The sequence below is a fragment of the Colwellia psychrerythraea genome, assembly GCF_000764225.1.
In the GTDB taxonomy this organism is placed as follows: domain Bacteria; phylum Pseudomonadota; class Gammaproteobacteria; order Enterobacterales; family Alteromonadaceae; genus Colwellia; species Colwellia psychrerythraea_D.
The window spans coordinates 1-12,905 of record NZ_JQED01000056.1 but is presented as its reverse complement, the minus strand read 5'-3'; the positions used below and the strand labels follow the sequence as shown (position 1 = coordinate 12,905).

11 protein-coding genes are annotated in these 12,905 nt (G+C 38.0%); 7 read left to right on the top strand and 4 right to left on the bottom strand.

The features are described from left to right. Nucleotides 1-551 precede the first annotated feature (551 nt). Nucleotides 552-2,381: an SLC13 family permease gene (locus ND2E_RS01305; protein ID WP_052057022.1), complete on the top strand. Its 1,830-nt coding sequence runs from the start codon at nucleotides 552-554 to the stop codon at nucleotides 2,379-2,381. Nucleotides 2,382-2,479: 98 nt separating this feature from the next. Here the strand turns inward: ND2E_RS01305 and ND2E_RS23655 are convergent, their stop codons facing one another. Beyond that, nucleotides 2,480-2,581 carry a hypothetical protein gene (locus tag ND2E_RS23655; protein ID WP_395858456.1) on the bottom strand — a complete coding sequence of 34 codons (102 nt, stop codon included), beginning with the start codon at nucleotides 2,579-2,581 and terminating at the stop codon, nucleotides 2,480-2,482. 624 nt (nucleotides 2,582-3,205) lie between these two features. Between ND2E_RS23655 and ND2E_RS01310 the strand changes: the two genes are divergently transcribed. The 3 genes from ND2E_RS01310 (at nucleotide 3,206) to ND2E_RS01320 (ending at nucleotide 6,630) form a co-directional block, all read left to right on the top strand. Continuing rightward, complete coding sequence (locus ND2E_RS01310; RefSeq protein ID WP_033095826.1) at nucleotides 3,206-3,733, top strand: cupin domain-containing protein; 528 nt, start codon at nucleotides 3,206-3,208, stop codon at nucleotides 3,731-3,733. Between the two features lie 114 nt (nucleotides 3,734-3,847). Beyond that, the gene (locus tag ND2E_RS01315; RefSeq protein ID WP_052057019.1) at nucleotides 3,848-5,713 is read left to right on the top strand and encodes an acyl-CoA synthetase; all 1,866 of its coding nucleotides are present in this window, start codon (nucleotides 3,848-3,850) and stop codon (nucleotides 5,711-5,713) included. Continuing rightward, nucleotides 5,713-6,630: an SDR family NAD(P)-dependent oxidoreductase gene (locus ND2E_RS01320; RefSeq protein WP_033095825.1), complete on the top strand. Its 918-nt coding sequence runs from the start codon at nucleotides 5,713-5,715 to the stop codon at nucleotides 6,628-6,630. Before ND2E_RS01315 ends, ND2E_RS01320 begins: the two co-directional genes overlap by 1 nt. Before the next feature lie 80 nt (nucleotides 6,631-6,710). Here ND2E_RS01320 and ND2E_RS01325 read toward each other — a convergent pair whose 3' ends face one another. Beyond that, nucleotides 6,711-7,721, bottom strand: coding sequence for an AraC family transcriptional regulator (locus tag ND2E_RS01325; RefSeq protein WP_033095824.1), 1,011 nt, complete (start codon nucleotides 7,719-7,721; stop codon nucleotides 6,711-6,713). Nucleotides 7,722-7,883: 162 nt separating this feature from the next. Here ND2E_RS01325 and ND2E_RS01330 point away from each other — a divergent pair, with 162 nt between their 5' ends. The 3 genes from ND2E_RS01330 to ND2E_RS01340 all read left to right on the top strand — a co-directional run bounded on the left by ND2E_RS01330 (nucleotide 7,884) and on the right by ND2E_RS01340 (nucleotide 11,323). Further along, nucleotides 7,884-10,082, top strand: coding sequence for a TonB-dependent receptor (locus ND2E_RS01330; RefSeq protein WP_033095823.1), 2,199 nt, complete (start codon nucleotides 7,884-7,886; stop codon nucleotides 10,080-10,082). A gap of 79 nt (nucleotides 10,083-10,161) precedes the next feature. After that, on the top strand, nucleotides 10,162-10,695 hold the full coding sequence (locus ND2E_RS01335; protein WP_033095822.1) for a hypothetical protein: 534 nt from the start codon (nucleotides 10,162-10,164) through the stop codon (nucleotides 10,693-10,695). Beyond that, nucleotides 10,658-11,323 carry an alpha/beta hydrolase family protein gene (locus ND2E_RS01340; protein ID WP_033095821.1) on the top strand — a complete coding sequence of 222 codons (666 nt, stop codon included), beginning with the start codon at nucleotides 10,658-10,660 and terminating at the stop codon, nucleotides 11,321-11,323. Before ND2E_RS01335 ends, ND2E_RS01340 begins: the two co-directional genes overlap by 38 nt. Before the next feature lie 562 nt (nucleotides 11,324-11,885). On the opposite strand, the gene ND2E_RS01345 is transcribed toward ND2E_RS01340, so the two are convergent. Continuing rightward, nucleotides 11,886-12,344, bottom strand: coding sequence for a UPF0158 family protein (locus ND2E_RS01345; RefSeq protein WP_033095820.1), 459 nt, complete (start codon nucleotides 12,342-12,344; stop codon nucleotides 11,886-11,888). 117 nt (nucleotides 12,345-12,461) lie between these two features. Next, on the bottom strand, nucleotides 12,462-12,764 hold the full coding sequence (locus ND2E_RS23650) for a DUF6933 domain-containing protein (RefSeq protein ID WP_395858455.1): 303 nt from the start codon (nucleotides 12,762-12,764) through the stop codon (nucleotides 12,462-12,464). Nucleotides 12,765-12,905 lie beyond the last annotated feature (141 nt).

Sequence of the window (12,905 nt, the reverse complement as noted above, 5' to 3'; positions counted from 1 at the left end):
GCATTGAAATAACTCAAGCACTCTGAAACATACATCTTGATTGGTAACAGATTTATACCCGTTCCTCTTGAAGAGGCATGATTCAGCTGGAATTAGAAACGCCTTTTACTAAGCATTAATGCTTATTGTATTGCTTAGTTATTCACAAATTACCTATTATTAACACAAGAGTCTGTATATTAAATAGATTTTGGGTCTATACTGGCTTCTATACACGCTCCATTTGAAGATGATGCGTTATATACCCATTACCATTCAAAGTGTAGGATTTCAGTGGGAATTTAAATGACTTTAGCCAAGGAAAATAATTTAAGCATAGTCATTCTATGGTTTGATTTTTTAACGCCGTATAAAGTCATTTAAAACCCATCGAAGAAGCGCTTGAGCAACATCACTTCATCGTTGCTGTGACTTATAATGGAATGACCATTGTTTCATCACAGCGCCTTGAATTGACATTGCTCAAGCACTCTGAAACCTGCATCTTGATTGGTAACGGGTATAATTACTGACCTTAGAGGCTAAATAATTGAATCAACTTGGTATCCATTTTGAGTATTCCTGACCTACCCAATAACCACGCATTAGCCGCTTTATTCATTACCGTACTTGCGTTGTATTTATTTCGCCGAGAAGACACTCCTTTAGAAACCTCTTCGTTGGCTGTTATAACGATACTGTGTTTACTGTTTGCACTGTTTCCATTTTATGTCGATGGTAACCATTTCGAACCAAGTTCATTGTTTTTTGGTTTTGGGCATGAGGCCTTAATTACCGTTTGCTCATTAATGATTATTGGTCATGGTATTGTCAGTACCGGGGCGTTGGAGCCTATTGGTCGATATTTGGCTAAGTTATGGAAAATAAGCCCTAGCTTGTCATTATTGTTAACACTTATTCTTGGTGGCGGATTAAGTGCCTTTATAAACAACACACCCGTAGTTGTGCTATTACTGCCTATTTTAATCAACGTATCTTTACGTACTCAAACAGACTCATCACCCATGTTACTCCCAATGGGATTAGCAACCTTGGTGGGTGGAATGACGACCACAATAGGCACCTCAACTAATTTATTAGTCGTGAGTATTGCAAAAAATATGGGTGCAGTTGAATTTGGTCTATTTGACTTTATTCAGCCAGCACTGATTGCCTCTGCGGTAGCTGTATTCTATTTATGGCTAATTGCGCCCAAACTTTTACCGAATAGAACACCATCAATGCCTGATACGTCTCCTCGATTATTTAGTGCTTATCTTAATATAAACGAAGAAAGTGATGTTAACGATAAAACCATTGCCGAAATAATTAAATTGACCGATGGACAGCTCAAAATAGAATGTATTCAACGAGGTCCAGACTATCGAAATATCATACCTTTACCTGATACTGTACTCGTTACTGGTGATCGATTAAAGGTGCACGATTATCCTGATCGCCTTAAAGAATTCGAGACAGTTTTAGGCGCAACTTTATTTTCTGGGCTGCATAAAGTTGATGAAGAACATCCGTTAAAAGCTGACAAACAAACCTTAGCAGAGATTGTCATCATTGCGGGCTCTGGTATTGAAGGACAAACCTTACAACAAGCAAACTTCATTCGTAAATATGCTATTTCAGTGATTGCATTACATAGAGCCGGTAAAGCCATGGAAACGGGCCGCAATAGCATTGGCAACACACGTTTGAAGATTGGTGATGTCTTACTCGTACAAGGAGAAACAGAGCAGATTGATTTATTAAAAGCTAAACAAGGCATGTTAATAATAGATGGTGCTGAATCGTTACCACAAACGAGCAAAGCGCCGGTGGCATTAGGCACATTGCTCGCCGTCGTTGTATCTTCAGCGCTGGGAATTCTGCCTATTGAAATTAGTTCAGTATGTGGTGTACTCATCTTATTACTTACTAAATGTTTAAATTGGGAAGAAGCCGCATCAGCCTTAAGTACTCAAGTTATATTAATTGTTGCCGCGTCACTGGCTTTAGGCTCCGCGATGATGACAACAGGAGGCGCTGAATATATAGCACAGGTTTTTGTCGCCTTATCGTATGGACTACCACCAGGAGGAATTTTATCCGCCTTAATGCTGTTATTAGCTATTTTAACCAATATTGTTTCAAACAATGCGGCTGCCGTTATTGGTACACCCATTGCTATTTCTGTTGCTAGTCAACTTAACCTTTCACCCGAGCCATTTATTTTAGCCGTTCTATTTGGTGCCAACTTAAGTTACGCGACACCCATGGCATATAAAACCAATTTATTGGTGATGAATGCTGGTGGTTATCAGTTTTCTGATTTTATGCGTGTGGGTATTCCGTTGATTTTACTCATGTGGATAACACTTTCCTTGCTTTTAAATTGGCTATATTTATAAGTGTACACAGCGTAATTCAAATTACATTTCGGATTCGACCTTTATAAACACTGGTGCTATAAAGATACTCTCCGGCCCCAAATATATTGTGCCCTCACCTAGCAGCTTTTCCCTAACAATGCCGAAACAGTACTTAAGACAAATGCGCCATGAACAACACGTTGACCAAAGACACTATTTTTTGCTGCAACATCATTAATATGTACGGGATTCCTATCTCCTAGAATTTCCGCAAATAAACCATTTGGACTAATTAACCTGAACTCGGTTTAAGAGATACTTAACCCTATTGAAATATCCACACAAACTACTCTGATGAGATTCTGGCTTGATAGTTTTTCTTACTTCAAGGAAAATTTCGCCTCAATAGCTGTTATATTGCATGTAAATTTAACGCAGAGGTTAGGAAAAATAGCAGCTAGATAATCATTTATTAAGCCGAGTTCAGGTTATTTAAGGTTACAGAGTTCAATGAGAATAAATTTTCAAGAACAAGGCACATAATTGAGTCATAGGGAGTATTGGGATTGAAAGCAACGACGTTATTGGCTATTTAGGCCATTTGAAACTACTCCCTTACTTACTGCAATTGGTATAACATCACATAGGAATCAGAGAAGATTTTTTCGAAATGATCTTTTTAACCTAAATGTCACTGCACAATTGTAAAAGACAAATTGACTATGCCGATACACCTGCATTCGCAACAGAGTGCGTAATATATGTGATTTATTTCATAATATATTTAATTTTTAATGATTAGTCCCTTTAATATGAGGAGTAGTGAAAATCAAATAAATTAAATAGCTACATGAGGAAATCATATGAATATTCGTCAAATTGTTACTGGGCATGATGAACAAGGAAACTCAATTTTTTTATCTGAAAGTGATGTTTCTCCTGTACAAGGCAGCCTTCTTCTGGGCTTTAAGTCATTTGAACTTTGGTCAACTAAAAAAGACAGTGTTGTACCGCACAAGGGAGAACTAAACAACGTTAATAATTATTTTCCTGAAACAGGTGGTAGTATTTGCAGAGTCATTACATTCCCCCCTCAAGAAGAGAGTTCATTTAACTTTTCACCAGAAGCTATCGCAGAAACTAAAGAACTTTTCCCAGGACTCATTGAACACCTTGACCCAACAAGTCCCGGTATGCACACCACAAACTCTATTGACTACGGCATTGTCCTCCGAGGTGAAATTTACCTAGAACTTGATAATGGTGAAGAACGTTTATTAACACCAGGAAGTTGTGTTGTTCAAAATGGTACTCGCCATGCGTGGGTCAATAAATCAAAACAGCCAGCAACCATGGCATTTATTTTACTTGGTGTGAATAGAGAAGAATAATTAGTACGCCTAATTTAGCTAAAAAGCTGTTTCAAAGGGCGGATCTCTCACTAAATCCGTCCTTCTTTACAACACAAAGCTTTTCAATTTTACTTTGTTGCAATAGGAATGATAATGCTTGCAGACAATATAACTAATCCACGCAATAACAACTTAATCAATATAAGAGATGAGTTTGCTCTGAATGAACCTCCCTTTTCCACGACTTATGACATGTTTAGGTGGTGTGCAGATAAATATGAAGACCTTGATGCTATCTGTTTTCAACATACCGCAGCACTAGATTCTCCTGTAGAGAAATATACTTATAGCGCTTTGTTTAAGAAAATAACGCAGGCTGCTAATCTTTTTACATCAATTTCTGATAAAACACCTATTGTTTCATATTTATTACCTAACTTACCGCAAACACATTTTACTATTTGGGGTGCTGAAGCCGTTGGTATAGTGAATGCAATAAACCCACTGTTAGAGTCGAATAAAGTTATAGATATCATCACGGCAGCAAATTCAAATGTTCTGGTGACACTTGCCCCTGAGTTCAATCCTGAATTATGGAATAAAGCGCTTGATGCGATTAGAAATTCGCCACAAATAGAAGTTGTACTCTTAGTTGGCACTGCGCAAGTTAGCGAGGATGTTAGTAATCAAGTAGGCATTCCTGTTATTAGCTTTGATGCAACATTAGCACAACAAAATGAGTTCAATTTAGATAACGAACAATGTGTTTCTGCAAATGATGTTGCTGCTTATTTTCATACAGGTGGTACAACAGGTACACCAAAAGTTGCTCAACAAACCCATGCTAACCAAATAGCCAATGCTTGGAGTTTAACGCAGTTCTATCCTGGCAATGTTGGTGATGTATGCTTGGTAGGGCTGCCACTGTTTCATGTTAATGCTGTTATCGGAACAGGGTTAGCAGGTTTCATGAAAGGTAACTGTATTGTGCTACTCACTGCAATGGGTTACAGAACACCAAATGTTATTAATAATTTTTGGCAATACGTAAAAAAATACCAGGCGACTATTTTTTCATGTGTGCCTACTATTTTAACCGCTTTGCTCGATTCGCCTATGCAAGATGCTGACATTAGTTCACTAGAGTTTGTTATTTGCGGTGCAGCTCCGCTTTCACAACAGTTGATGACAAATTTTGAAGCAACGACAGGAGCCAAAATACTTGAAAGTTATGGGCTAACAGAAGCAAGCTGCATTAGTACCTTAAACCCAATAGAAGGAGAAAGAAAAGTAGGCTCTATTGGTGTTTGTTTACCCAACCAACAAATCAAAATAGTCGAACTGGATGATGCAGGTAAGATTATAAAAGAATGCCAAACTAACGAAGTCGGGGCATTATTAATAAAAGGCGACAATGTATTTCCTGGTTACTTAGAGGCAAAAAGTAATATAGGCACCTTGCTTGACAATGGTTGGTTAAATACCGGCGATCTTGGCCGATTAGATCAAGACGGCTTTATTTGGCTAACTGGGCGAGAAAAAGATCTTATTATCCGTGGTGGTCATAACATTGACCCCTCGTGTATTGAAGAAACATTAATGTCGCATCAAGATGTTGCCAGTGTAGCTGCTATTGGCCAGCCCGATGCTTATGCTGGTGAATTGCCTTGTGCGTATATCACCTTAACCCCCAACGCCACGGCAAGTCTTGAAGAAATAGAAACTTTTGTACGAAAAAACATTCCTGAACGTGCAGCAACGCCTGTTTACCTAGAAGTAATGGCTAGTTTACCCGTTACCGCTGTAGGTAAGATTTTCAAACCTAGCTTGCGTGCAAAAGCAGCTGAGAGAGTTCTAAACAGACTATTTAATGAAGAAAACATAAAAGCAGCCGCTAGCGTTTCTCAACAAAAGACAGGGCTAATTGCTGAGATAATCACCTCAGTTGATAGCGAGCGAATAGCTAAGGTTATGTCTCAGCTAACAATAGAATACAAAATTTGTTTAGAGGAAAAATAATGACAATCAATTTTGAGGGAAAAGTCGCTATTGTAACAGGCGCAGGAAATGGCTTAGGCCGCTCTCATGCGCTAGCGCTAGCAGCGCGCGGCGCAAAAGTTGTGATAAATGACTTAGGTGGCGCTAGAGACGGTAGTGGTGCTTCATCATTAGCATCACAAGAGGTTGTGCGCTTAATTGAAGAAAATGGTGGTGAAGCTATAAGCCATGGTGCCAATGTTGCAAACTTTGAAGAAGTGCAAGATATGGTACAACAAACCATAGCCAAGTGGGGACGAGTTGATATTTTAATCAACAACGCTGGGATTTTACGCGATAAATCCTTTTCCAAAATGAGTATAGATGATTTTAAGCTCGTAATTGACGTGCATCTTATGGGTTCTGTCAATTGTACCAAAGCCGTTTGGGACATCATGCGCGAGCAGAATTATGGCCGCATAGTCATGACGACTTCTTCAAGTGGTATGTATGGTAATTTTGGCCAATCAAATTATGGTGCCGCTAAAATGGCCGTTTTAGGCTTAATGAATACCTTAGTTATTGAAGGTGCTAAAAATAATATTCGAGTAAATGCCATAGCCCCTACAGCGAGTACGAGAATGACAGAAGATTTGATGCCAGAAGATGTAGCAAAAATATTCACATCAGAAGCGGTATCAGCAGGGTTGATGACTTTATGTGATGATGATGCCCCTAACCGATTTGTTTTATGTGCCGGAGCCGGTGGTTTTTCTAGAGCGAGGATATTTGAAACTGAAGGTTGTTTCATTCCTCAGCAGTCACAAACGCCAGAAGCAGTACGCGCACTTTGGTCTGAATTGACAGAGCAAGAAGGCCAGACAGCATTTGAGTCTGGTATTAATCAAAGCGAAAAGTTTGTTAAGAAAGCCGTCACTTATATGGCATCACAACGATAGCTTTAAAGGTTCATAATATATAAAAGCAGATTGTTTAGCGCAAAAATAAATTGATGGTTTTATCTGGCAGAGTAGCTAGGCTAATTTTGTGATAAAAAACTTTTCTTCCATTGAGAAGGAGTCATCTTATAGCGATTATTAAATGCTAAAGAAAAGGCTCCGCCACTTTTATAGCCTAGTAAATCTGCAATTTGATATAACTTAAGTGATGAGTCAGCAAGGTAGAGTTCTGCTTTCTTAAAGCGAATCTCGTCAAGAACCTCTTGATAACTAGTGCCATGTTTTTTAAATCTATTTTGAAATGTTCTCAATTCCATTGGGAAATACTTTAACACTTCACTTTGCGCAGTAATGCCTAGTTCTAAATTCTTAGCAATGTAATTTTTAACCTCATCAATGAAGTTTGGCGCACTAGTATATTCAGGTTTTATCACTTGATTTGAAATAATTTGATGTAATTGTTTATCGCCTGTTGCTAGTTTCATTTTTAGATCAGCTTCATGAAAAGCAATACCGTCATACTCGGCATTAAAATAGATATGTGTTTTAAAAAGCTTACGATAAAAGACTCTGTCTTTGGGCTCTGAGAAAGTAAAGGAAATAGAAATAGGACGCCAAGGTTCAATGGTTAAGTTAGTGAGTACTGCCCACATTAGAGAAACTGTTAGTTGTCGAGCTTGTCTTGACAACCCTATTTTAGATGAATCATAGTTGGATGAGAGTACTGCAATACCTTCATTTATGGTTAACGTTCTTTTAAGTCCAGTGACATTTAACGACAAATACTTAATTGTATCCTTTAGACCTTCATGAAAGGATGAAGCAGAGTGAACCATTACGCCTAATATCCCTAGGCTTTTTAGGCCAACCCTAGAGCCTATCAATAAGCCTATATGCTCACATTTAGCCTCAAGGGCGGCAGCCTCCATGACCTGAACAGCAGTATCAAGTGGTACAAATGATTCAGGCTCTAAAAGCATATCTTTTGATAAGCCTGCATTATCTAGTAACAAGCTAGTATTAACCCCTAACTCTTCAACTACTTCTAAACAAGACTTTAAAAATGCCGCTCTAACGTGATGGGCAGTCATTGAATTACCTTAATGCATATTGCGTAATTTATACATATTATTGCGTAAAATATAGAACTTGTAAACAAGGTGAATGCTAATCTCTTATAAAAATAGAAATTACAATAAGCATTAAATCTTTATACAAATAAAAATATGAGATTTGCCAAAGAGGAAAAAGCCATGAAAAAGAGTTATTTAACTTCAGCTATTTTGTTAGCCGTATTTTCTTCTGCACATGCAGAAGAGGTAACAACGGATAGCGACAGTGCAGCTAACAGCAAAGGTACTTTAGAAACAATCACGGTAACTGCTCGTAAAGTTGTTGAAAACTTACAAGAAGTCCCTGTTGCCGTCAACACGATGACCAGTGGTGATATTCGCGCTAACAACCTAGCAACCTCACAAGACGTTTTAGGTTTCACACCTGGCGCAGAATTCACAGCAGCAACGCCTGAAAATTCCGGCTTAAGCATACGCGGTGTTGACTCTGGTGGCGGCGGTGCTTCAAGTGATACTGGTGTTCTAGTTATGGAAGATGGCGAAGTTATCTCTCGTAGTTTTATGCAAAACAATAAAACATTTGATATTGGCCGTATCGAAGTGTTACGCGGTCCACAAGGGACAACGTATGGACGAAATGCGACTGCGGGTGTTATCCATTTTATTGGCAATCGCCCTTCTGATTATAACGAAGGAAAAATTACCCTGAATATTGGCAATTATAATTTAAAATCTATCGAAGGCTTTATTAATGGTGAAATTACTGACGGTTTTTCTGGTCGTTTAAGTGGGATTTATGAAAGTCGCGATGGCTATTATGAAGATGCAAACACAGGTAACAGCCTAGATAATGAAGAGTCTTATGCGGTGAAAGCTCAAGTGCTTTATGAGCCAAGTGATACATTAAGTGTATTATTCAAAACGCATGCTTCTGATTTACATAATGAACATCCTTTAGCACGTAAAAATGCAAAATATGATGAGCCTATGGTTACTTCAATCCCAGGTGTTGGCCCTATTTCTGCTTATATGGAAGTGAGTGATGATCCATGGAAAGTAGTAAACAGTGAAGCTGACTACAAACTAAAAATTTGGGGCGCTAGTGTTGAAATTCAAAAACAATATGAGACTTTTAACTTATACTCTTTAACAAGCTTCAGAGACGGTGAAAACTCTGCAAGAGTTGATCTTTTTGGAACACCTGACGACCTTGTTATTGAAAATTCAGAAAACGATGCACAAACAATTTCACAAGAGTTGAGAATTGATAATGCTGGCAAAGGTGAAGCATTAGAATGGCAATTAGGGCTTTTCTATTTAAACGAAAAGCATACGCGCAATGAAGTTAAAGAAGCACTTCCAGCCGTCACTTTCACTTATCAAACCATTGCAGCAACAAACAAAACTAATAGTGTTGGTGTATTCAGTGAGCTTACCTATGACTTTACCGAGCAAACTAAACTCTTGGTAGGTGCACGTTATAGTTATGATAAAAAAGAGTACGATTTTTACCATACAGCATCCGGGTTACTTGGATTTGTCTTTGTTGATAACCCACTTCAACCCGTTATCTCAACACCAGAAGATTCTTGGTCAGCGATTTCAGGTAAAGTCTCTTTAACGCACCAATTTACCGATAATATCATGGGCTATGCTTCATGGGGCTCGGGCTTTAAAAGTGGCGGTTTCAATGATGAAGCCTCTAATAATGAACTTGCTAATAAATCATTTGATGAAGAAACGGTAGAAACCATTGAAATTGGCGCAAAAATGGATCTGCTCAAAGATCGCTTACGTTTGAACCTGACTGCTTTTGATTCAACCTATGACGATATTCATGGTGATTTTTACCTACCGTCAGGCGGTAATATCACCAGTAACGTAGGTGAAGCATCGATAAAAGGGGTTGAAGTTGAAATTCTGGCATTATTGACAGAAGACATACAACTGCAAGCCGTGTTGTCTGACTACGATCATGAATATACTAACTATAGTGCTGGTGTAGATAACCCTGAGAATGTTATAGGTAACCCAGTTCAAGGAGCACCAGATTGGACCGCAACTATCGCATTATCACATGATTTATGGCTAGAAAGCGGAGCTGTCATTCGTTCTCGTGTCGACTATCGCGGCCGTGGCGATGTAACGCAAGTCTTTATTGATGACCCAGATTCTGTAAGAAGAACAACGGGCAGTTATAATGCACAAATTGGTTATCTTTCAGAAGATGAAAAATGGGGTATTACGTTATGGGGAAGAAACTTAACTAACGAAGTCGCCAGCACCGCTTTCTCTCCTGAAGTAGCATTTTTTAGTCAAAACGCGACAACTTATAAAGCACCTAGAACCTTTGGTATTACGCTTGATTATAGTTTCTAAAGTCAACATTAACCTTAACTATTAACTGCTACGCCTATTTAGGGAGTAGCGGTCACACCTCAAACTATTAGGAATTATCATGTTATCTTTTTTAAAAGGTTTAACTTACCTACTCTGTAATTTAACTGGCGCAACCAATTTAGTCGCTAAATTTACTGGTGTTAGGTTTTTTCTTCCACAATTGTTTCTTCTACGCTATGCAAATTTTGCTGGTTTATCAGCCATTGATATGGAAAAAAAGTTAACTAACTGCAATTCATTTGAAGAAAACTCTTGGTGCAATTACTGGGGCGCCTTTGCTGAGCAATATGAAAATAATGCACAAAGCTTTCTAGCAAAAGATGATATAGAAAGTGCTTGGAAAGAGCGTAAAAAAGCAATAGCTTTATATTCTGTAGGAGCTTTTCCTGGTACAACACCACTACGCTTGTCTTTGCATGCAAAGGCGAAAAGTTTATTTGAACAAATGTTACCGCTTTGGGATAACCGCTGGGAAAAAGTTGAGCTGACTATTGAGCAAGAGGATATAACGGGTTATATATTTATACCTGATAAAAGTAAAAAAATCACCGGTTATGTTGTTAACCAATGGTTTAGAAGGCACATCTCCTGAATTAATTGCCCCTATGGTTGATCTTGAAATAGACCAAAGAAATCTAGCAATTTTTGTCATGGAAATGCCAGGTACTTATGAATATAAAACGCCTATGTCGCTTGACTCGCATAAAATATATTCCGGTGTTATTGACTACTTGGCAGCGCATGACAACATTGATGGAGATAATATCGCTATGCTAGGAATGAGCTTTGGCGCCCACTGGAGCGCTAGAATGCCTGCATTTGACGACAGAATAAAGGCTAGTGTTGTTAACGGTGCGCCACTGTTATTTAATAAACCGGGCGCTCGTCCTGAAATTATTATTAAAGCGATGAAGAAAGTATTAGGGGCTCACTCTGTTGTAGATTTGATCAAGTCGCTTAAATCGCTCACGTTCAATAACAATAACGGAGAAATATTTAACAAGATAAATATCCCGGTGATGGTGATTAACGGTGACAATGATACGCTGATCCCAACAAGTGATTCGGTTTATTTATCTGAAAAAGTAAAAGGCGCAGAGCTGAAGCTTTACGAAAATGATGACCATTGTGCCATTGCTCATTACGATGAAATGATTTTATTTAGTGTCGATTGGATCGAAACAAAAATATCTATTAGTCAAAAAGCATCAAACAAGTAAGATTATCCACCATGAATAATTTTACAGTAAACAACTTTCCTTAAAAACTAACCCCTACTGCTGATTGAAGTATCCATAAATAAGTCCTAATAGTGTTAACCTATTTCAGGGCGAGTCGCACACTTAATTAAGAGCCCAAATATCACTATGCGGGCTTTCGTTTAAATGATTGGAATTGAAAAAATAGAGTTTAAACCTAACTACCTCATGCCGCCCATATAGCGCTTACCTATTTGTTTTTATTAACTTAATTACGTGAGAGTTAGTTATGATACCCCACTTCATCCCCCTGAGAACTAAAAATTTAAGTTAACCTATTGAATAATAAAAAAACACCTTTGTTTCACACATTTTTTAAATTACTTATACAATTTTATCTTTTTTAGAAATTGACTACCATAAAATATAGATATTTATGCTCTTTCTACTAAACAAGAGAAGTACTCTGATAATTTTTCAATTAGCTGACCTTAAGTGCTCTTTCCTATGGCGCTATCGCCCTTTGAGCGAGTTAGAGTTACGACTTTTTTAGTGGCACTTCAAAGTTGCTCCTAAGAATTACTTACTCAAAATCAATTTCGTTTTCTTTGCACCAAAACTCAACAAACTCTCGCAACTTTTGACCTCGATATTTATACCATTCATCTAGCAAACCTAGCCTTTCCAGCATAGTTTTAAACCGTCGGAATGCACCTCTACCCTTTATAGATTGGGATAACATTTCTGACTGCTTAGAAATAATTACTCGCGAGATAAATTTTTCCATGATGCGGTACTCATTACAATCGTATTTTTCAGGCAAAGGCAAATAGTCATCCGGAGTCTCTAAATAATGCTTGGCACTAGCAACCGCTTCACAATACCAATCAGCAGAATCAGATATATCTTCGTCGTTTTCTGCTGCTCGGAGCTCCTCATAGGTAAACATACAAACTTGCTTAGTCTTAGTGTTTAAAAAAGACTCGCTCATATCACTATCAAAATCTACAGCGTCAATAATATCGTCTATTTTTACTTTCATGAAGGGTACTCACCGATTAGGGATAAATTCTGACGCCCAAATAACGGGCAAAAAATAGTTGGTTAAATAGCTATGATGGAGCAAAAACCGACTACTTTTTTATCCCAGTTTATTTTCTTATGTTGCGCATTTCAACAATGCTTTAGTTACCGTTATTGAATTTTCCCAATCTAATACACGTTGAGGTGTACGATTGATATTCATTATTATTGAAGTCATATCGCAATTAGCTAAACCTCCTTCAGCTGTAATTAGAGATTGATATAAGTATATTAAATCATTCATATTACCCAGTAGTTTTCTGCTATTAGTGGGCGTTATCTCAATATTACAGCTATCTTGAATTACAAGTTCAATTACACTTGCATTGACGTCTTCAAAATTTAGTAGTTGCTCTAGACCTACAGGAAAAGATTTTATCGCTTCTTTGGCTTTTGCATATTCTCATGCATCGCGATCACCTAATACCATCTAAGCCGATCACCTAATACCATCCATCGCGATCACTCAATACCATCGATGCCGATCACTTTTCGGTCAAAATGGTATTGAGTGATCGGC